Genomic DNA, 20,430 nt, shown 5'->3' with positions numbered 1-20,430 from the left:
CGGCGCGGACCGACAACCCCCATTCGACGCGTAGAATTTTCCCTTGTGAATAAGTTCAAGAAGACCCCGTACAAGGTTGACGTCCGCGACGTCATCAACCGCCCGGGAACGATGTATGAGCGCAACATCGACATCGTCGTGCCCAACGACCTCGGTGAAGCGCTTGTTGCCGTGAAAGCCGGCTCCACCCTCGAAGCAGATCTGCGCCTGGAATGCATCCACGAGGGCATCCTGGTGACCGCGGATGTGACCGGAAAAGCCGCCGGAGAGTGCGGAAGATGCCTGATTGACATCGAATTGCCTGTCCGAGTTCATTTTGTGGAGCTTTTCGCGTACGATCTAGACGAAGCTTATGAGTGTGCGGTTCAAGATGACCACGTGGATCTTGAACCACTAATCAGGGATGCAGTGGTGTTGTCACTGCCGTTCCAGCCGGTTTGCCGGCGGGATTGCCCAGGTCTCGACCCAGAGACCGGGGAACGGCGTGCCACTTCCCCTGAACTTGAACCGAGTGACGTGCAGGATCCCCGCTGGTCCGCACTATTGGAATTCCAAGCTTCCGAAAGCATCAGCACGGATGACGACATCCAGGCTGTACCGGATAGAGAAGAGAAGTAGTCATGGCAGTCCCGAAGCGCAAGCAATCACGCTCCAACACCCGCTCACGCCGTTCCTGCTGGAAGGCCGAAGCCCCCACCCTGGTGAAGACCATGGAAAACGGCAAGGTCGTCTACAGCCTCCCGCACCGCGCGAAGGTTGTCACCGACGCTGCCGGCACCGCACTCTTCATGGAGTACAAGGGCCGCAAGGTCGCTGACGTCTAGTCAGAAGGTTTAGTCACAGGGGTGGTGCGCACAACCGTGTCAGGTTCTGACGCCGATCCCGGAACAGCCGATTCTCCTGCAGCGCTCCCTGCTGCAGGAGTTTCTGCTGCCCGGGAGCCGAGACAACCTGAGGATCCGATGGTGGCGCTGCAGGAGATCCTCGGCCTGCAGGTCGACGCCGGTCTGCTCGAATTGGCGTTGACGCACCGGTCCTACGCGTACGAACACGGTGGCCTGCCCACGAACGAGCGCCTGGAATTCCTTGGCGACTCGATTCTGGGCCAAGCGGTCACGGTGATGTTGTACCGCGACTACCCGCTGCTTCCGGAGGGTGACCTCGCCAAGCGCCGGGCCAGTCTGGTCTCAACGGCCGCGCTGTCCGAGATCGCCCGCGGCATCGGTCTGGGCGAATTCGTGCGCCTCGGCCGTGGGGAGACCCTCACCGGCGGTCGTGACAAGTCGTCGATCTTGGCCGACACCGTCGAGGCTCTCATCGGTGCCGTCTACCTCGACACCGGCGTAGAGTCCGCGACCCGGTTCGTGATGCGACTGTTGCAGCCCATGCTGGCCGATCCCGGTCACTTCGGTATCTCGATGGACCCCAAGACCAGCCTGCAGGAGGCCGCTTCCCGGCTCGGTGCCGGCGTTCCGGTCTACTCCGTCGCCGAAAGCGGGCCGGACCACTCGAAGGTCTTTGTCGCCACGGTGACCGTGGGAACCGCGGTCACAGCCACGGGCGAGGGCACCAGCAAGAAGCACGCCGAGATGGCCGCCGCCCTCGAGGCGTGGACGCGCCTGCGCGCACCCCGCCGCTGACCCGTGCCCGAGCTCCCCGAGGTCGAGGTCGTTCGCTCCGGCCTGGAAACCGCCGTCTCCGGCGCCGCCGTCACGGGTGTCGAGGTGTTCGACAACCGGTCCCTGCGCCGCCACGACGGATCGCTGGGCGATTTCGAAGTACTCCTCACCGGCGCCAGGATCGAGGCCGCCGTCCGGCGGGGCAAGTTCCTCTGGTTCCCCCTGAACGCTCCGGCGGGCGCGCCGGAGCACCTGGCCCTCGTCGCCCACCTCGGCATGAGCGGACAGGTGCTGCTTCGCACACCCGGCCAGGCCCCGGAGAAGCTGCTGCGCATCCGGTTGACCCTGCAGCACCCCGAGCACGGCGAACTGGCCCTGCACTTCGTGGACCAGCGCATCTTCGGCAGCATGGCCGTGGACAGGATGCGCGCCACCGCCGACGGCCTCCCGGCCGGCTATTCCGGTCCCGGCATGGCACCTGGCCGGCTCGTTTCGGCCGGTTCCGGGGCCGCCATCGGTTCCGGGCCGGCCTGGACGGGCCTCATTCCCGGCCAGGTGGCCCACATCGGCCGCGACCCGCTCGACCCGGCCTTCTCCGCCCCGGCGTTCTACCGGGCGTTGGCACGCACCAGGTCCGGCATCAAACGGGTGCTGCTCGACCAGCAGGTCGTCAGCGGGATCGGCAACATCTATGCCGACGAGGCTCTTTTCGACGCCAGGGTGCACTTCGACCAGCCGGCCGCGACACTGTCCGCGGCGAGCGCCCGCCGCCTGCTCGGCGCCATCCGTGAGATTCTGCTGAAGGCGCTGGCCGAGGGTGGCACCAGCTTCGACGCCCAATACGTGAACGTCAACGGCCAGTCCGGGTACTTCTCGCACAGCCTCAACGCCTACGGCCGGCAGGGCACGCCGTGCCCTCGCTGTGGAACCGATTTGGTGCGGGTCAAGTTCATGAACCGGTCCTCGCACTACTGCCCGCGCTGCCAGCGGCTGCGCTTACCTTCCGCCACGCTCCCTCGTACCCCATCGGTGTGAACCCAACCGCCTCATTGACGTCGAGCATGTAACGGTTCTCCTCGGCATTGAACGTGGTCACCGCTCGCTGCTCCGGATACCCCAGGGCGAGCTGCTTCAGGTTGGCCAGCTTCATCAGCATGCCCAGGCGGTGCCCGCGATGCTCTCGAAGCACCAGGGTGTCCTCTTGTGAGACGGCCCGGCCGGGATCGCCCGGCACCGAGAGCTCGGTGAAACCGACCAGCCGGCCGCTCGGCCGATGCAGCGCCGCGGTCACCACGGCCAGCCGTGGCCCGGTGGCGTAGACGTCCTGTTCGCGCCGGAGCCGCTCCACGGTCCAGACCTCCTCCGGCTCCTCCAGGCCCGCCGTCGGCGCATCCGTCGACATTCGGGTGTACAGCAGGGCCAGATCGGGCAACCATCGCTCCGGCGTACGCCCAGACCACGACAACACCGCATAGTCCTCCCCGGCTCTGGCTCCTGCCGCAGCGAGCTGGTCGGTGAGGAAGGCAGGGTCCACCGGCAACTGCAACCTGCTGCCGCGCTCCACCTGCTCGAGCCGGTAGCCCCGATTGAGGAGAAAACGCACCTCGGGGTTGGCGAGCGGAACCGACCCGAAGCCAGTGGGCGCCGCAACACGTTCGCCGGGTCCGGGCGGCGAGACCGCGTAGACCACGCGGCTGCTGCGCCGCTCGGCGTCGGCCAGTGACTCCAGAACCGTCGACAGTGCGGAGCCGATGCCCCGGCCACGCCATTCAGGCAGGACCTCCACGGTGAACCAGGCGAACTCCGACGCCGGGTCTGACTGCGTCTCGTAGAGGGCGCGGGCCACGATCGTCCCCGCGGCGCGCGCCACGAACAACCGTCTGGGGGAGTCCTCCGGCGTCAGGAACGCCGGGAGCAGCTCCTCTGCCGACTGGGCAAGCTCACCGGTGCCGTACGCGTGGGACTCCACCCGGTTGCGTACCTCGACGGCGGCAGCGAACTCCGCCCAGCCCGGACCTGCGGGCGACGCGGGAATGCTCAACTCGTCGATACTGAACGATCGACTCTCCATGCCCGCAGAGCCTAGACCCGGTAGCTCCAGAACGACAGGCTCTCGTGGATCTCGGGCGGGCCGATCCCAGTAAACGAGGGGCCGTCCGGTACCGTGGACTGATCACGACACTACTGAGGGAAGGACGGCCGGGTTGTACCTGAAGAGCCTCACCCTCAAGGGTTTCAAGTCCTTCGCACAATCGACGACCTTCGCCTTCGAACCCGGCGTCACCTGCGTCGTGGGTCCAAACGGCTCCGGCAAGTCCAATGTGGTCGATGCCCTGGCCTGGGTGATGGGCGAGCAGGGTGTGAAAACCCTCCGCGGCGGCAAGATGGAGGACGTCATCTTCGCCGGCACCTCCACCAGGGGGCCGCTGGGCCGGGCCGAGGTGATCCTGTCGATCGACAACAGCGACGGAGCATTGCCGATCGAGTACGCCGAAGTGACCATCTCGCGCACCCTGTTCCGCAACGGCGGCAGCGACTACGCCATCAACGGCCGCACCTGCCGGTTGCTCGACGTGCAAGAGTTGCTCAGCGACTCCGGGCTCGGCCGGGAAATGCACGTCATCGTCGGCCAGGGGCAGCTGGACGCTGTGCTGCGCGCCAGCCCGGAGGAACGCCGCGGCTTCATCGAGGAAGCCGCCGGAATCCTCAAGCACCGCCGCCGCAAGGAAAAGACCGTGCGCAAGCTCGAGGCGATGCAGACCAACCTCACCAGGCTCAGCGACCTGGCCGGCGAGATCCGCCGACAGCTCAAACCGCTCGGCCAGCAGGCGCAGGTAGCCAGGGAAGCCCAGCAGATCGCCGCCACCGTGCGCGATGCCCGAGCCCGGCTGCTCGCCGACGATGTGGTCTCCCTGCGCACCGCCCTCGACGCCCACGGGCAGACCGAGAGCGAACGGCACTCGGAGCGCATCGTCATCCAGGACCAGCTGGACCACAATCAGGTGCGGGTCCGCCGGCTCGAAGACGCCCAGGTCGGCGACGCCGTCGACGTCGCCAGGCGCACCGCCTTCGGTCTCGAATCCGCCCAGGAACGCCTCCGCAGCCTCTACACCCTGGCCAACCAGCGCCTCGCCCTCCTCGGTACGCAGGCCGAACCGGCCGAGCGAACCCCCTCGGTCACGCCGCAGCGGGTACAGGAAGCCGCCGCGGAGGTCGAACGGCTCCGGGCGGGCATCCTCGCCGCCGAGGACGCCTGGTCCCGCGCGCGGAGCAGTACGGCCACCGTGCGCCGCGACCTCGACGCCGTGGACGAGGAGATCGCCGCGCAATCCGCACTCGTCTCCAGGCACGACCTCCAGGTCTCCCACCTCGCCGGGCAGGCGGACACCGCGGCGTCCCGCCTGGCCGCGGTGCGCGGGGAAGTGCTGCGCCAGGAGAGCGCCCTCGATTCCGCCCGTGGCAGGTTGACCGACGCCCGCGGCCGGCTCGCGGAACTCGACGATGCCGACGATACCGAGGACACCGGCATCGACCTGGACGAGGTCGTGGAGGGCGCCGAAGGCCTGGTCGCCCAGGCGGAATCCGAGATCGAGCGGCTCCGCGAGCTCCTGCACGGCAACGAACGTGAGCGTGACGCCCTGGCCGCCCGAACCGGCGCCCTGTCCCTCGCCCTCGGCCAGAAGGACGGGTCGTCCGCCCTGATCGACGCCGACCTGCCCGGTATCGGCGGGTTGGTCGCCGAACTGATGACCGTGCAGACCGGCTTCGAGCGCGCGATCGCCGCCGCGCTGGGGTCCTTGGCCAACGCCGTCGTCGCCGCCGACCGGGAGGCCGCCATCGCCGCCGTGGCGCACGCCGACCTCGAGAGCCTCGGCCGGGTCGACCTGCTCCTCACCCAGGCCGCCGATGCGGCGCGCGTGTCGCCGCTCGATCTGACCGGACTGGCCGGCAGCCGGGCCGCGCACAGCGTCGTCGACGCCCCGGCCGGGGTGCTTGGCCTGCTCGCCGACACCGTGATCGTCGACGACCTCGCCGCCGCCGCTGCCGCCGCCGACGCCCTCTTGGCGGCCGGAGCGGCCGGCAGGGTCAAGCTCATCACCAGGGCGGGAGACGTGCTCACCGTGCACTCCGTGCAGGGCGGCGCCGGAGCCGCGCCGAGCAAACTCGAACTCGTCACCGAACGCGATGCCGCCGAGAACCGGCTGGCCGAGGTGACCTCCCAGCTCGAGCAGGTCTCCGGCGACCTCGGCGAGCAACGCGCCCTGCTGGCCACGGCGAAGGACCAGGCCCGGACGGCCAAGACCGCGCTGCGGGAGCACAGCAGCCGGCAGAACGCCCGCGCAGACCTGCGCAGCCGCCTGACCGTGCAGGTGGACGCCGCGGCGGCTGAATTCGACCGGTTGTCGGCCGCAGCCGATTTGGCTTCGGCGGGGGTCGCCGACGCCGAGCGGGCCGCGGCCACAAGCACGGCCGCGCTGGACACTCTGCGGTCCGCGCCCCGCCCCATCCTCGACGTCAGTGCCCGAGACGGGTTGTATGCCGAGCTGGAAGCGGCCAGGGAAACCGAGATCGAGGCGCGCCTGCAGGTCGACACGGCCAAGGAACGGGTGCGGAGCGGGGAGGCCAGGGCGGCGTCTCTGGCCCGGCAGCTCGAATCGGACCGGGCCGAGGCCGATGCCGCCGCCCGCCGTGCCGTGATCCGCCGGCGCCAGGTGGACGCCGCATCCGCCGTGGCCGACGCCCTACCCGCCGTGCTCGGGTCGATCGAGCGCGCCGTCGCCGAAGCCCGGCAACGGCTGGCCACCGCCGAAGCCGAACGAGCCAGCCAGAATCAGGAACTCAACCAGCTCCGCCGCGCCGAGAGCGATCTGCGCACCCGCCTGCAAGCCGTCACCGAGAACGTGCACGGGCTCGAGCTGGCGATCTACGAGAAGAAGCTGCAGCTGTCCGCGCTCCTGGAGCGCGCCGCCGGCGAGTTGGGTCTGGTCGAAGAGGTTCTTGTGACGGAGTACGGACCCGATCAGCCGGTGCCGGTCGGAGACGGTTCAGACGCTGAAGGCTTACGCGACTCCGGCTCGGACGACGGCTCCGGCCGGTCGGTCCCGTTCGACCGCGGCGCCCAGCAGGCACGCCTGGCCGCCGCCGAACGCAAATATGCGCGGCTGGGACGCATCAACCCCCTGGCCCTCGAGGAGTTCGCGGCGCTCGAACAGCGGCACTCCTTCCTCACCGAGCAGCTCACCGACCTCACCAACACCCGCGCGGACCTTCTCACCATCATCGACGACATCGACGACAAGATGGGGACTATCTTCGCCAGCGCCTTCGACGACACCCAAGCCGCGTTCGCAGAGGTTTTCCCGGTGCTGTTCCCCGGCGGCAGCGGCAGCATCCAGCTCACCGACCCGTCGGACATGCTGACCACGGGCATCGAGGTCTCGGTGAAACCGGCCGGGAAGAAGATCGAGCGGCTCTCCCTGCTCTCCGGCGGGGAACGCTCGCTGGCGGCGGTGGCCCTTCTCATCGCGATCTTCAAGGCCAGGCCCAGCCCGTTCTACATCATGGACGAGGTGGAGGCGGCGCTCGACGACGCCAACCTCGGCCGGCTGCTGACCATCTTCGAGGACCTTCGCACCACCAGCCAGCTCATCGTCATCACCCATCAGAAGCGCACCATGGAAATCGCCGACGCCCTCTACGGCGTCTCCATGCGGCAGGACGGCGTGTCCGCGGTCGTGGGGCAGCGCATCGTGCGCGGCGACGGCTCCGCGGCCCTTCGCGCCCCCGAGGTCGACGAGCGGGCGTCCTGACCGGAGCTCTCAGGGGAGCAGGTAGGCCGACGGGAGCGGACGGTTACTGCGGAACAGGTTCTCCGGGTCGATCGCCTGCTTGATCTCCCCGAGCCGCTCAAGGGCCTCCGGCGCCAGCGCGGCGCCGAGATCCTGCCCGGCCGAGAGCAGTGACGGAACGGTGCGGGGCGACCCGACGGCCTGCAGGGTATCCTCCAGCGGCTGGAAGAGGAGATGGCGCACGTCATCGGCCGGGACGGGCGCGCCGGGCGGCAGGATGGCCGCCGCGAAGAGTACGAACGCCGTGTCGAGATGCCCGGCCACGCCGTCGGCACCCACGCCCGCATCGACGATCACCCCGCCGAGCGGCCGGATCTGCAGCAGGGTCAGGCCCGCGTAGCTCCCGGTTCGGAAGGCTTCGAGAAGCTCGGCGATCGTCGCGGCATCAAGCTCGGTCACGGCCGTCGACCAATCGAGGGTCGCCGAGGGGTCCTGGGGCTCAGCCGACACGTCACCGAGCTGACCAATGGAGAATCCGTGGGTGAGGTCGGCGATCACGGGTGCGATGGTGCGCAGCGGGGCGAGCAGCGCCTGGCCCTCAGCTTCCGAACCGACGTAGACGGCGTCGACCTGGGTGAAGCTGCGCCCGCGCAGCAGCTCCGGCACCGTCGGGATGTCGGGCATATTGATCAGGCCCAAGAACAGGCTCAGCTCTGGCGGTGCATCCAGCAGGATGTCGAGAGCGGCACCGATGACCACCTCGGCGGACTCGGCCGGGAAGAGCAGCTTGCCGCCGAACAGCTCAGGTGCGGAGAACAGGTCGATTTCCAGGACGGTCACCACGCCGAACAGGCCGGCGGCGCCGCGGAGCGCCCAGAGCAGGTCAGGATCGCTCTCCCGGGTGACCCGGCGCAGCACCCCACCGGCGTCGACCATTTCGACGGCCCGGATCGAATGTGCAGCAAGGCCCTTCCACCGGCTGAACCAGGAGTGCCCGCCAGAAAGCAGGTACCCGGCCACACTCACGTCGGGATTCGATCCGGCCAGGGCGACCAGTCCCGTGCCGTCGAGCCGGTTGAGCAGGGTGCCCCACGGCACGCCGGCGCCGACACGGGCGAATCGGCCGACCACGTTCACCGTCACCTCGTCGAAGGCGGTGGTGCGCACCAGAATCGTGTCGGCCAGGCTCCCGTTCGCCCCGTGTCCGCGCGGCTGAACTGCCACGCCGATGCCGCTCTCCCTGGCGGCAACGATGATGTGGCGGATGTCCCTGACCGACCTTGGGCGCGCGATGGCGCGCGGCTGCTGGTCGACGCTGAGGTTCCAGGCCGCCCGGGCGTCGTCCCACCCGGCAGCGCCGGGCAGCAGCACGCTTCCCTCCAGTTGCGCATCCAGACCGGCCAGGGCATTCGTGGGCTGCGGAGACATCAGAGGTCCTTTCGAGGGGGAGGGCATCGGCGTTACCGGTGAAGATACCCAGCACCCCGGACTCCCCGCCACCCCGCGGCGTGCACGCGGCCGGTCCGCGCCGACTAGCCTTGACCCATGGCAGAACGCACCCCGTGGTCGCTCTCCGGCGCATTGCGCGGAGTGTTCGCGAAGAAGACGATCGACGCAGACACCTGGGAAGACCTCGAGGACTCGCTGATCCAGGCCGACTTCGGACCGGATATCACCGATGCGATCGTCGCCGAGCTCCGCGCCAAGGTATCCAGGTACAACACCACGGACCCCAAGGACCTGCACCGGATGCTCCGCGAGGGCATCGAGGAACGCCTGGCGAAGCTGGACTCCACCCTGAACCTGAGCGCCAGGCCCGCCGTGGTGCTCGTCGTCGGCGTGAACGGGGTCGGTAAGACCACCACCATCGGCAAGTTCGCCAAGTTCCTGCGGGTCTATGACCGCAGCGTGCTGATCGGCGCTGCCGACACCTTCCGGGCCGCCGCGGTGGAGCAGCTGGCGACCTGGGCAGAACGCGCGGGCGCCGACATCGTCAAGCCGCAGGCCCAGGGGCAGGACCCGGCCTCCGTCGCGTTCCAGACTGTGGAACGCGCCATCAACACGGGCACTGAAATCGTGATCATCGACACTGCCGGCCGGCTGCAGACCAAGGGCGGCCTGATGGACGAGCTCACCAAGATTCGCCGGGTGATCGAGAAGCAGACGCCTATCTCCGAGGTGCTTCTTGTCCTCGACGCGACCACGGGCCAGAACGGCCTCGCCCAGGCGGAGGCTTTCATCGAGCACGCCGGGGTGACCGGGCTCGTGCTCACCAAGCTCGACGGCTCGGCTAAGGGCGGTTTTGTGCTCGCCGTCCAGGAGAAGACCGGAATCCCCATCAAACTCGTCGGGCAGGGTGAGGGGATCAACGACCTCACAGGTTTCACCCCGCACGTTTTCGCGCAAAAACTCGTCGGATAGGACGTCCCATGACCATCGAACACGATTTCTTCGGAATTCTCGGCAGCGACGACGACAGCGGCGAGGTGTACTGGTCCGACACGGCCGAGCTCGGCGACCAGAACGTCGAGATCGACGTGAGCTCTCCCGACGAGGAGTCGGTGTCATCCGAGGCCCTCGACATCGTCGCCGCCATGATCAACGCCCTGGAAGACCTGGACTCGCAGGCCCGGGAGTCGCTCGTGGCCGACCTGAGCGCCGAGGTCTCAGTGACCAGCCAGTTCATCGTCGCGCAGTTCGAAGAACTCGACGCTGAGGTACTCGAAGACGCCTTGATCTGGGATTCGGGTGACAAGCAGATCGACTACCTGCGCTCCATTCAGCTGCAGCGCATCGGATTCCACCCGCACCATGTCGGCAATGACCAGCACTTCGCCGTGCTGGACTACTCGATCAGCCCGCACGAGACGGATGCCCTGCTCGTCGTGACCCTTGACGTGCACGGTGACACCATCGTGATCGCCACCGACAGCTGACACTCGCCACCGGCGCACGTTGACGGCGAAGGTGCACGACGAAGGCCCCCGGATCACTCCGGGGGCCTTCGTCGGTTTTCTGGGTCCCCTGTGGGGGTTTCGCCTAGCCCAGGTGCATGGCCGGTTCGGAGCCGAGCAGGTCCGAAGCCTTCGGGCGCACCATGAAGTAGGACACCGGTGCGGCCAGGAACACCCCGACGGCAGCCCAGAAGAACGCCGCCTGGTAGCCGTCGACGAACGCCTGCAGCTGAGCGACCGGGGTCCCGTCGCCGCCGGCCAGGGAGGCCGCGACGGCCGACGTGTACAGCACGGTGAACACCGCTGAGCCGATCGATCCGCCGATCTGCTGCACGGCGGTGACGGCGGCACTGGCCGCGCCGGCGTCATGGGCGTCGATGCCGGCCAGGGCCACGTTCTGCAGCGGCACGAAGATCATCGCCAGCCCCAATCCCATTAGGAGCAGGCCGGGCAGCACCTCGACGGCGTAGCTGCCGCCCACGGTGATGCGCGAGAGGTAGAGCAGGCCGGCCGCCACAACAACAGGACCAACGGTCATCGGCAGGCGCACGCCCACCCTGGGGAGGAACTTGGAGAGCACCGTGGCGCCCACCATGATCATCGCGGTCATCGGGAGCGAGGCCAGGCCGGACTCCAGCGGCGAGAAGCCGAGCACGATCTGCAGGTGGAAAGTGAGGAACAGCAGCCCACCCAGCAGTGCGGCACCGGTCAGGGTGCCGGTGATGAACGCGCCGCCGCGCACCTTGTCGGCCAGAATCCGCAGCGGCAGCAGCGGATGGTTGGACCGGCTCTCCACCAGAACGAAGAGGGCGAGCAACACGACGCCCAGCGGGATGAAGACGAGTACCTGCCAGGCGGACCAGCCGTTCTCGGCCTGCGCGAAACCGAAGACCAACGACCCGAGGCCCAGGGCCACCAGGATGGCGCCGGGCACGTCGTACCGGGTGTTTCCGTGCGCCTTGCTCTCCGTGATGATCGGGACGGCGGCGGCGATGGCCACGATCGCGATCGGCACGTTCACCAGGAGGCACCAGCGCCAGCTGGCGTATTCGGTGAGCACGCCGCCCAGCACCAGGCCCACGGCGGCACCACCACCGGCGATCGCACCGTAGACCGAGAAGGCCTTGATGCGGTCCTTGCCGCCGGGGAAGTTCACGGTGAGCAGCGCCAGCGAGGCCGGGGCCAGCAGGGCCGCGAACAGGCCCTGCAGGCCGCGGGCCGCCAGGAGCTCCCCGGTGCTCTGCGCCATGCCGCCCAGAGCGGAGGCGACGGCGAAACCGGCCATGCCCACGATGAAGGAACGCTTGCGGCCCCAGTAATCGGCGATGCGGCCGCCGAGCAGAAGCAACGCGCCGAAGACCAGCGCGTACAGGGTGACGACCCAGGTGCGGTCGCCGTCGCTCATGCCGAGGTCGCCCTGCGCGTGGGGGAGGGCGATGTTGACGATGGTGCCATCCAGCACCACGGTGAGTTGGGCCAGGGCGACGATGGCCAGCAGCCACCACCGGCGGGGGTGGTGGGCCGGAGCGTCGTAAGAGGAGTCGGGTGATAACGGGGTGGAAACCGGGGAAACGCCGGTCGCGCTCGATTGTGACATGCCGAGAACTCTACCAAACGAACTAGTTCGTTTTGCTACACTGGGGGCATGAACACCGACGAATCAACGTCCGGTCTGCCGTCGAAGGAGCCGGAACCGACCCGCCAGCGCATCCTCGAGGCCGCCCGGGTCGAATTCGCCGCCCACGGCCTCGCCGGCGCCCGCATCGACCGGATCGCCCGCAATGCCTCGGCCAGTAAGGAGCGGCTCTACGCCTATTACCGGCACAAGGCGGAGCTGTTCAGTGCGGTCCTGGAGCTGAACCTGATCGAGTTCGCGAGCGCGGTGCAGCAGAACGCGGGGGAGTCCCTGCCCGAATTCGCCGGCGCGCTCTACGACCACGCGGTCGCCCATCCGGAATACCTGCGGATGATCGACTGGGCCAATCTGGAGGGCCAGGAGGTCATCAACCCGCCCGTGAACCTCATCAACGAGTTCCACGCCGAACGGCTCCGCGGAGTCATCGCGCTGCAGGCGGCCGGCAGCGTCGACCCCTCCTGGGACCCTGACCACCTCAATGCCCTGGTCTTCGGGATCGTCTCCTGTTGGATCCACGAGCCGGCGTCGGCCCTGGCCGCCGGCCGGAAGCCGGACGCGGATGCGCTCGCCGCCCGGCGGGCCAGTGTGGTGCGGGCCGTGGAACGCCTGGTCGCCCCCGGGGCCTGACCAGTGCCGGATCGGGCGCCGAACTCCCCGGAATGCCGTGGGTGAGCCGACGCGGCCCGGATCCGGTTAAACTAGTACAACAATGGCTACTTTTGGAAACCTCTCAGATCGCCTCGCCGAGACGTTTAAAAATCTCCGCACCAAGGGCAAGCTCAGCGCCGCGGATGTCGACGGCACCGTCCGCGAGATCCGTCGCGCACTCCTCGACGCCGACGTGGCGCTCGAGGTGGTCAAGGATTTCACCGGCAAGGTTCGCGAACGTGCCCTCGGCGATGAGGTCAGTAAGGCGCTGAACCCGGCTCAGCAGGTCGTGCAGATCGTCAACGAGGAACTCATCCAGATCCTCGGCGGCCAGCAGCGCCGCCTCGAGTTCGCGAAGAAGCCGCCGACCATCATCATGCTCGCGGGCCTCCAGGGCGCCGGTAAGACCACCCTGGCCGGCAAGCTCGCCAAGTGGCTCGCGAAGGACGGCCACACGCCGATCCTCGTCGCCGCCGACCTGCAGCGGCCCAACGCCGTGACACAGCTCGAGGTCGTCGCGGCCCAGGCCGGCGTCGCGGTCTACGCCCCGGAGCCCGGCAACGGTGTCGGCAACCCGGTCAAGGTCGCCCGCGACGGCGTGAAGTTCGCCCAGCAGAAGCTGCACGACGTGGTCATCGTCGACACCGCCGGACGCCTCGGCGTCGACGCCGAGATGATGAAGCAGGCCGCGGACATCCGCAAGGCGATCGACCCCGACGAGGTGCTCTTCGTCATCGACGCCATGATCGGCCAGGACGCCGTGGCGACCGCCCGCGCCTTCCAGGACGGCGTCGACTTCACCGGTGTGGTGCTCTCCAAGCTCGACGGTGACGCGCGCGGTGGCGCCGCCCTGTCCGTGGCGTCGATCACGGGCCGCCCGATCATGTTCGCGTCCACCGGCGAGGGCCTGGACGACTTCGAGCCGTTCCACCCCGACCGGATGGCCAGCCGCATCCTCGACCTCGGTGACATCCTCACCCTGATCGAGCAGGCGCAGGGTGCCTTCGACGAGGAGGAGGCCCGCAAGATCGCGGAGAAGTTCTCCACCGATTCCTTCACCCTCGACGACTTCCTCGGCCAGATGCAGCAGCTGCGCAACATGGGCTCGATCAAGAAGATGATGGGCATGCTGCCCGGCGCCGGCGCCATGAAGCAGCAGCTGGAGAACTTCGACGAGCGTGAGATTGTGCGCACCGAGGCCATCATCCAGTCGATGACCAAGGCGGAGCGGGTCACCCCGAAGCTGCTCAACGGGTCACGTCGCCTGCGCATCGCCCGGGGCTCCGGGTCCAGCGTGACCGAGGTCAACCAGCTGGTGCAGCGGTTCGAACAGGCCGCGAAGATGATGAAGACCGTAGCCAAGGGCGGCATGCCGAACATCCCCGGCATGGGCCCGATCCCCGGCGGCATGGGCGGCAAGCGCCCCCAGGTGCAGCAGAAGAAGAAGGGCTCGAAGTCGGGCAACCCGGCCAAGCGCGCCGCAGAGAACGCCGCCATTGCCTCGGGTGAGAAGGTCGGTGGCGCGGTCGCTGGCGGCGGCTCGGGCTTCGGCCTGGGCGGCGGCGCCAAGACGGGCGCCGACGGGCCCTCCGCCGAGGAGATGGCGGCCCTGCAGAAGATGCTCGGCCGGTAGCGCCAGAGCCGGCCCGACTAGTACGGCCCGGCATTCGTGGCGCGCGCCGAGCCGGGCCTGGCCGGGATTAGGATTCTGCAATGACCACTCCTCAACCCCGCCCGGTGCGCCTCGGCGTCCAGATTGCACCACAGCACGCCGACTATACGTCGATCCGTAACACCGTCTCCGCCGTCGAAGCCCTCGGCGTGGACATCGCCTTCAACTGGGACCACTTCTACCCGCTCTCCGGCGACCCCGAGGGCCTGCATTTCGAGTCCTGGACTCTCCTGGCCGCCTGGGCCGAGCAGACCAGTGTGATCGAAATGGGCGCCCTGGTGAACTGCAACAGCTACCGCAACGCCGACCTGCAGGCCGATATGGCGCGCACCATCGACCACATCAGCGGTGGGCGGTTCATCTTCGGCACCGGCTCGGGCTGGTTCGAACGCGACTACGTCGAATACGGCTACGAGTTCGGCACTGTCGGCAGTCGGCTGGATGCCCTGGCCACCGATCTGCCCCGCATCGAGGCACGCTGGGCCAAGCTCAATCCCGCGCCCGTGCGGGACATCCCGGTACTGATCGGCGGTGGCGGCGAGAAGAAGACACTGCGCATCGTGGCGCAGCACGCCGACATCTGGCATTCGTTCTCCACCCCGGAGGTGCTCGCGCACAAGCTCGGTGTTCTGGGTACCTGGTGCGACACCGTGGGTCGCGACATCACCGAGATCGAGATCTCCACTGAACTGCGCGGCAGGACCACCGAGGAGGCCGACGAACTCTACGAACTCGGCACCACCCTCTTCACCATCGGCATCTCCGGCCCCGCCTACGACCTCGCTCCTGTCGAAGACTGGATCGCCTGGCGAGACGCCAAAAACGCCTAGCCCCCCCTCCGCGAACTGTGAGAAAAGCACCCAAAATCGCGAGATTAAGGTGCTTAGCTCACAGTTCGCGGGTTGGGAGGGCCAGGCCCTCGCGGAGTTCCCGGCTGAGGGCGGCGACGACGGCGGGGAGGTGGCCGTTGTGCGTGGCCGCGACGGCCAGCTGGCGCTGGTAGCTGGCGCCGTGGTCGAGGATCAGATTCAGCTGCATGAGCTCCGGTAGGCAGCCCAGCCGTTCGGCGGTGGGGGAGAGTACCTCGACCAGGCGACGCACTTCGTCGGTCACCATTCGTTCGGTGCCGGTGGAGTTCACGATGATCTCCGCCGCGAGGCCATACCGGGCCGCCCGCCACTTGTTCTCGCGCACGAACCACGGCTGCATGGTGGGAACCGGCCGTCCCTCGTCGATCTCCGTCGACATCCACTCGACCAGGCACTGGATGAGGGCGGCGATCGCTCCGAGCTCCTGGACCGTGGACACCCCGTCGCAGGCCCGGACCTCGATCGTGCCCCAGCGTGGCGACGGGCGGATGTCCCAGCGCACCTCGCTGGCATCCTCGATGATGCCCGTCACCGTCAGGTCGTTGACGTACGCCTCCCACGCTGCCCAGTCCTCGAGGCGCCAGGGCAACCCGGCGGTGGGCAGCTGCTGGAACATCTGCGCACGATTGGACGCATACCCCGTGTTCACGCCGGCCCAGAACGGGCTGGATGCGCTCAACGCCTGCAGGTGCGGCACGAAGCTCAGCAGCCCGTTCAAGATAGGAATGACCTTGTCGCGGTCTTCGATACCCACGTGCACGTGGATGCCCCAGATCATCATGTTGCGCCCCCACCACTGGGTGCGGTCGATGAGCTTGTGGTAGCGCTGTTTGTCGGTGACCTGCTGGTCGAACCATTGACCGAACGGATGCGATCCGCTGCAGATCGGGTCGACCCCCCGCGGGTCGGTGATGGCACGCACCTCGGCGACCTGGCCCGCCACGTCTGCGACCGCGCCGGCCACGGTGTGGTGCACCCCGGAGACGAGCTCCACGGTGTTCAGGAGGAGTTCACCGGTGATGTGCGGGTGCGGGGAGCCATCAGGTCCGCGCAGGGCGTCCAGGACCTCATCGGCAATCGACACCAGATCGCCGGTGGCCCGGTCTACCAGGGCAAGCTCCCACTCGATCCCGACCGTCGAACGCTCGGAGCGAGCGAATTCGATTCCCGCGGTTCCGGTTCCGGCCCTGCTTCCCACTGTTGTGCCCTTCGTGCGGTGTGCCCCGGTAGGGGCGATCTGGCCCAATCCTGACAGCTAATCCACCCGGATTCCGACTGCCGCGCTACACGGCGGCACGGATCGATTCGGGTTTTCTGCACAACTCAGAGTTCGATTATCACAAAGTGGTCGATGTCTGACACAATGATTAGTCGAGTTCCGTTGCGCCCGACCCTCTAATCCGGCGTAACACGAACCTTATTGAGCTTGTGCCGAGTGTGCCCCCACGCTCACGGCTGTCAGTTCGCCAAACATCTAAATCACAGGAGAATTGTGGCTGTCAAAATCCGTCTGAAGCGCATGGGCAAGATTCGTGCGCCGTACTACCGCATCGTTGTGGCCGACTCGCGCACCAAGCGCGATGGTCGTGTCATCGAAGAGATCGGTATCTACCACCCCACGCAGGAGCCTTCGGTCATCGAGGTCAAGTCCGAGCGTGCCCAGTACTGGCTCTCCGTCGGCGCCCAGCCGACCGAGCAGGTTGCGGCACTCCTCAAGCTGACCGGCGACTGGGGCATCTTCAAGGGTGACAAGAACGCCGTCTCCACCGTCAAGATCAAGGAGCCGAAGGCCCCCTTCGTCGCCGACGAGAAGAAGAAGCCGGTTCTGAAGCCCAAGGCCGACAAGCCCGCAGCCAAGGCCCCGACCGAAGACGTTGCCGCCGAGGCAACCGAAGAGGACAAGGCGTAATTTTGCTCGCTCCCGCGCTTGAGCACCTCGTCAAGGGAATCGTTGATCACCCGGACGACGTGCACGTTGTAGCCCAGAACTCACCCCGTGGCGAGGTGCTCGAGGTTCGTGTGAACCCCGAGGACCTCGGCCGGGTGATCGGCCGCGCCGGTCGCACCGCCAAGGCGCTGCGCACTCTCGTGGCCGCTCTGGCCGATGGCAAGCGCGTGCGGGTCGACGTTGTCGACACCGACTTCTGAAGCGGCGTGGACTAGCCCCTCATGAGTTTCGACAGCACGACCCCAGGCACCCAATTACGGGTGGGGCGCCTCACCAAGGCCCACGGCCTCAAGGGCGCCATCAAGCTGGAGCTGTTCACGGACGACCCGGGACGACGTTTCGTCCCGGGCGCCGTGTTCACCCTCCAGGTGCCGACCAGCTCACCCTGGCACGGCAAGACCATCGAACTCGTCGAGCTGCGCTGGTACAACCAGCACGCCGTCGGGTTCTTCAAGGGTGTCCCCGACCGCGAGGCTGCGGAGACCCTGGCCAAGGCCATCCTGTGGATCGACCAGGACTCCGCCGAACAGACGGATGAAGAAGACGCCTGGTACGACCACCAGCTGGTGGGACTCGCCGTCGTGCGCGACGGAGTGCAGATCGGCACGCTCACGCGCCTCGAACACCTGCCGGCCCAAGACCTCCTCATTGTGAAGACCGCCAACGGCGAGGTGATGATTCCCTTCGTCAAGGCGATCGTGCCCTCGGTGGACATCAAGGCCGGCGTCATCACGATTACCCCGCCGCCCGGGCTGCTCGAAGAGCTGCCGGACGAACCGGACACCGACGAACCCGATGCCGCTGAAGCCGACGCCGACGACCAGGCAACGGATCCCGAAACCCCCGAAGAACCGGCAGCGACGCCGACTCCAGACGGTCAGGACGCATAGCTGCGGCTGACCCAGTTCACGGGGAGAGGCGCGCCGCGCCACACCTACTTCACGTTCGTATAGATCGCGGCCGTTGAAGAGGAGTACCGTCGCATGTCCTACGTGAAACCGGACCAGCTGATTGATCAACTGGTCCACTCCGGAGTCGTCAAGACCAACCTCACCGCCCGCCAGATGTTCCTACGCGGCACGCTCTCTGGAGCGATCCTCGGTGCGGCGACGACCCTCGCGTTGACCGCGGCGGCCCAGACCGGTCTGCCGATCGTCGGCGCTCTGGTGTTCCCCGTCGGGTTCTGCGTGATCCTGATGCTCGGCCTCGAGCTGGTCACCGGCAGCTTCGCGCTCATCCCGCTGGCGATCCTCGAGGGCCGCACGACCATCGCCAAGGGCCTGAAGAACTTCGCCATCGTCATCCCCGCGCACATCTTCGGAGCGGGCCTCTACGCCGTGCTCTACGTGGGCGTCATCACGTACCTCGGCACGGACACGACCGACCCGATGATCCAGGCGATCATCCACATGGCCGAACACAAGGTCCTGCCCTACGCCGCCATCGGCGCCGGCGGCGTCCTGGTGGCCATCATCAAGGCCATGCTGTGCAACTGGATGGTCGCGCTCGGCACCATCATGTTCTACACGTCGACCTCCGCGTCGGGCAAGATCCTGGGCATGTGGCTGCCCGTGCTCACCTTCTTCGGCCTGGGCCTGGAGCACGCCGTGGTGAACATGTTCGTCATCCCGGCCGGCATGCTGCTCGGCGCAGACATCAGCTTCGGCGACTGGTGGGGGTGGAACACCGGCCCCGTCCTGATCGGCAACTTCCTGGGCGCCGTGCTTTTCACCGCCTTGCCGCTGTACTTCTCCCACCGCAACAAGGTCAACCGCGCCGCCGCCCTGCACGACGCCGACGCCGAGACCACGCCGGAGCTCGCCGCCAGCCACTCGTAGACTTGCCCCTATGCGCATCGACATCATCAGTATTTTTCCGGAGTTCTTCGGTGTGCTGGACATCTCCCTTCTTGGCCGCGCCCGGCAGTCCGGCCTGATCGACCTCGCCGTGCACAACCTGCGCGACTTCACCCACGACCGGCACAACACGGTCGACGACACGCCATACGGTGGCGGCGCCGGCATGGTGATGAAGCCGGAGCCCTGGGGGGAAGCACTGGACAGCATCCTGCCGGCCGCGCCTGAAACGGATGCGGCCGCACCGGATGCCTCCGGCGGCCCGGTGCTGATCTTCCCGTCGCCTGCGGGCGAGCAGTTCACCCAGGCGATGGCCCGCGATCTTGCCCAGGAGCCGCACCTGGTGTTCGGCTGCGGACGCTACGAGGGCATCGACCAGCGCGTCGTCGACCACTTCGCCGGTCGCGGCCAGGTGCGCCTGGTCAGCCTCGGCGACTACGTGCTCAACGGCGGCGAGGTGGCCGTCATGGCCATGATCGAAGCCATCGGCCGGCTCATCCCCGGCGTGGTGGGCAACCCGGAGAGCCTCGTCGAGGAGTCCCACGAGGACGGCCTGCTCGAATACCCCAGTTACACCAAGCCCGCCAGCTGGCGCGGCCTCGAGGTGCCGCCGGTGCTGCTCAGCGGCAACCACGGCGCCATCGCGACCTGGCGTCGGCAGCAGCAGATCGAACGCACCCGGAAGGTGCGCCCCGACCTGGGCGACGCCGCCGACGCCGCCGACGCAGCGCTTCTGCCTCCAGCGAACTCCAAGGCTCGGCGACGCACCCGCGAGTAACCTTGGGATTGTGATTCTCCGCAGGGTCTTCTACTACTGGCAGTTCGTAGCCGTCGGCGTGCTTCCGCTCTGGCTCATGGTCGCCGCGTCTATCTTCGGCAGCACCGCCTGGCAGGTTCTCGGTGCCACGTTCGGCGCTGTCGCCATCGGGTTCGGTCTGCTCGTGGTGAGCCTGCTCATCATCGCCCGCAGAGAGGTACGCGCCGCCAAAGCGGTGTCCTGGGCCGATGTGGGAGTGCTGACCCTCTGGCACGTTCTCATCGTGCTCATGGGGGTGTACTCGGTCACGGCTCCCTGGCTGTCGGTGCTCGTGGTTCTCGTCGGCCTCGGCGCCTTCTGGTTCGTACTGTGGGAGCTCTTCGATGCCGCCCGCAAACGGGTGCGCGAGGCCCTGGTCTACATCGACGAAACCGCCAGGTTCGGCACCGTGCCGACCGGCCAAAACCCCTTCCAGCCGATGACCGACAGCTCCACAGGGGGCCGGGACGCAGCCGACAAGGACGCGGCGCATCCGCCCGCTGACCCCTCCGTCATCATCATCCAGGAGAAACCGACCGACCGGTAGCGCCGGCGAAGGCACCGGGGTTTGGTGCGCGGCCTGGTTTAGTGGCAGAATAAGCGTTTGTGCCGCGGCATGTCTCTGCCACAGGGGAGCTGCATT

General features: G+C 67.6%; 20 protein-coding genes. 16 read left to right on the top strand and 4 right to left on the bottom strand.

Annotated elements, in window-relative coordinates:
• Positions 1-45: 45 nt before the first annotated feature.
• The 4 genes from E3T61_RS06800 to E3T61_RS06785 all read left to right on the top strand — a co-directional run bounded on the left by E3T61_RS06800 (position 46) and on the right by E3T61_RS06785 (position 2,654).
• Positions 46-618, top strand: coding sequence for a YceD family protein (locus E3T61_RS06800; protein ID WP_241992432.1), 573 nt, complete (start codon positions 46-48; stop codon positions 616-618).
• Positions 619-620: 2 nt separating this feature from the next.
• Positions 621-824, top strand: coding sequence for a 50S ribosomal protein L32 (rpmF, locus tag E3T61_RS06795; protein WP_066596228.1), 204 nt, complete (start codon positions 621-623; stop codon positions 822-824).
• A gap of 138 nt (positions 825-962) precedes the next feature.
• Positions 963-1,640 carry a ribonuclease III gene (rnc, locus tag E3T61_RS06790; protein WP_134640133.1) on the top strand — a complete coding sequence of 226 codons (678 nt, stop codon included), beginning with the start codon at positions 963-965 and terminating at the stop codon, positions 1,638-1,640.
• Between the two features lie 3 nt (positions 1,641-1,643).
• A complete protein-coding gene (locus E3T61_RS06785) occupies positions 1,644-2,654 on the top strand; it encodes an Fpg/Nei family DNA glycosylase (protein ID WP_134640132.1) in 1,011 nt (336 codons plus the stop codon).
• Here the strand turns inward: E3T61_RS06785 and E3T61_RS06780 are convergent.
• Positions 2,569-3,690 (bottom strand): GNAT family N-acetyltransferase, encoded by a 1,122-nt coding sequence (locus tag E3T61_RS06780; protein ID WP_134640131.1) that lies wholly within the window; start codon positions 3,688-3,690, stop codon positions 2,569-2,571. The two genes, E3T61_RS06785 and E3T61_RS06780, sit on opposite strands and share 86 nt — an antisense overlap.
• Before the next feature lie 133 nt (positions 3,691-3,823).
• Here E3T61_RS06780 and smc point away from each other — a divergent pair, with 133 nt between their 5' ends.
• Positions 3,824-7,429: a chromosome segregation protein SMC gene (smc, locus tag E3T61_RS06775; RefSeq protein WP_134640130.1), complete on the top strand. Its 3,606-nt coding sequence runs from the start codon at positions 3,824-3,826 to the stop codon at positions 7,427-7,429.
• A 9-nt stretch (positions 7,430-7,438) separates the two neighbouring features.
• On the opposite strand, the gene E3T61_RS06770 is transcribed toward smc, so the two are convergent.
• On the bottom strand, positions 7,439-8,836 hold the full coding sequence (locus E3T61_RS06770; protein ID WP_166793164.1) for an FAD-binding oxidoreductase: 1,398 nt from the start codon (positions 8,834-8,836) through the stop codon (positions 7,439-7,441).
• Between the two features lie 117 nt (positions 8,837-8,953).
• On the opposite strand from E3T61_RS06770, the gene ftsY reads away from it, so the two are divergent.
• Together ftsY and E3T61_RS06760 are read left to right on the top strand one after the other, a co-directional pair.
• Positions 8,954-9,829 carry a signal recognition particle-docking protein FtsY gene (gene ftsY, locus E3T61_RS06765; protein ID WP_134640128.1) on the top strand — a complete coding sequence of 292 codons (876 nt, stop codon included), beginning with the start codon at positions 8,954-8,956 and terminating at the stop codon, positions 9,827-9,829.
• A gap of 8 nt (positions 9,830-9,837) precedes the next feature.
• Positions 9,838-10,344: a DUF2004 domain-containing protein gene (locus tag E3T61_RS06760; protein WP_134640127.1), complete on the top strand. Its 507-nt coding sequence runs from the start codon at positions 9,838-9,840 to the stop codon at positions 10,342-10,344.
• 103 nt (positions 10,345-10,447) lie between these two features.
• Here E3T61_RS06760 and E3T61_RS06755 read toward each other — a convergent pair whose 3' ends face one another.
• Positions 10,448-11,959 (bottom strand): MFS transporter, encoded by a 1,512-nt coding sequence (locus tag E3T61_RS06755; protein WP_134640126.1) that lies wholly within the window; start codon positions 11,957-11,959, stop codon positions 10,448-10,450.
• A gap of 48 nt (positions 11,960-12,007) precedes the next feature.
• Between E3T61_RS06755 and E3T61_RS06750 the strand changes: the two genes are divergently transcribed.
• The 3 genes from E3T61_RS06750 (at position 12,008) to E3T61_RS06740 (ending at position 15,148) form a co-directional block, all read left to right on the top strand.
• Positions 12,008-12,625 carry a TetR family transcriptional regulator gene (locus tag E3T61_RS06750; RefSeq protein WP_134640125.1) on the top strand — a complete coding sequence of 206 codons (618 nt, stop codon included), beginning with the start codon at positions 12,008-12,010 and terminating at the stop codon, positions 12,623-12,625.
• 82 nt (positions 12,626-12,707) lie between these two features.
• The gene (gene ffh / locus E3T61_RS06745) at positions 12,708-14,279 is read left to right on the top strand and encodes a signal recognition particle protein (RefSeq protein WP_134640124.1); all 1,572 of its coding nucleotides are present in this window, start codon (positions 12,708-12,710) and stop codon (positions 14,277-14,279) included.
• 80 nt (positions 14,280-14,359) lie between these two features.
• Complete coding sequence (locus E3T61_RS06740) at positions 14,360-15,148, top strand: LLM class F420-dependent oxidoreductase (protein ID WP_134640123.1); 789 nt, start codon at positions 14,360-14,362, stop codon at positions 15,146-15,148.
• A 58-nt stretch (positions 15,149-15,206) separates the two neighbouring features.
• On the opposite strand, the gene E3T61_RS06735 is transcribed toward E3T61_RS06740, so the two are convergent.
• The gene (locus tag E3T61_RS06735; RefSeq protein ID WP_241992431.1) at positions 15,207-16,385 is read right to left on the bottom strand and encodes a glutamate--cysteine ligase; all 1,179 of its coding nucleotides are present in this window, start codon (positions 16,383-16,385) and stop codon (positions 15,207-15,209) included.
• A gap of 294 nt (positions 16,386-16,679) precedes the next feature.
• Between E3T61_RS06735 and rpsP the strand changes: the two genes are divergently transcribed.
• The 6 genes from rpsP (at position 16,680) to E3T61_RS06705 (ending at position 20,334) form a co-directional block, all read left to right on the top strand.
• On the top strand, positions 16,680-17,096 hold the full coding sequence (rpsP, locus tag E3T61_RS06730; protein ID WP_130176408.1) for a 30S ribosomal protein S16: 417 nt from the start codon (positions 16,680-16,682) through the stop codon (positions 17,094-17,096).
• A 2-nt stretch (positions 17,097-17,098) separates the two neighbouring features.
• Positions 17,099-17,335, top strand: a complete 237-nt coding sequence (locus tag E3T61_RS06725; RefSeq protein ID WP_066596208.1) for an RNA-binding protein — start codon at positions 17,099-17,101, stop codon at positions 17,333-17,335.
• A 21-nt stretch (positions 17,336-17,356) separates the two neighbouring features.
• Complete coding sequence (gene rimM, locus E3T61_RS06720) at positions 17,357-18,025, top strand: ribosome maturation factor RimM (protein WP_134640122.1); 669 nt, start codon at positions 17,357-17,359, stop codon at positions 18,023-18,025.
• A gap of 93 nt (positions 18,026-18,118) precedes the next feature.
• Entirely contained in the window at positions 18,119-18,973 is an 855-nt protein-coding gene (locus E3T61_RS06715) for a formate/nitrite transporter family protein (protein WP_134640121.1), read from the top strand.
• Positions 18,974-18,983: 10 nt separating this feature from the next.
• Positions 18,984-19,769, top strand: a complete 786-nt coding sequence (gene trmD, locus E3T61_RS06710; RefSeq protein WP_134640120.1) for a tRNA (guanosine(37)-N1)-methyltransferase TrmD — start codon at positions 18,984-18,986, stop codon at positions 19,767-19,769.
• Positions 19,770-19,779: 10 nt separating this feature from the next.
• Positions 19,780-20,334 (top strand): MFS transporter, encoded by a 555-nt coding sequence (locus E3T61_RS06705; RefSeq protein ID WP_134640119.1) that lies wholly within the window; start codon positions 19,780-19,782, stop codon positions 20,332-20,334.
• Positions 20,335-20,430: the final 96 nt, after the last annotated feature.

It is taken from the genome of Cryobacterium lactosi, from assembly GCF_004403945.1.
Classification (GTDB): domain Bacteria; phylum Actinomycetota; class Actinomycetes; order Actinomycetales; family Microbacteriaceae; genus Cryobacterium; species Cryobacterium lactosi.
Note: the sequence above shows the minus strand (reverse complement) of the source record. Positions and strands in the feature narration are given on the sequence as shown.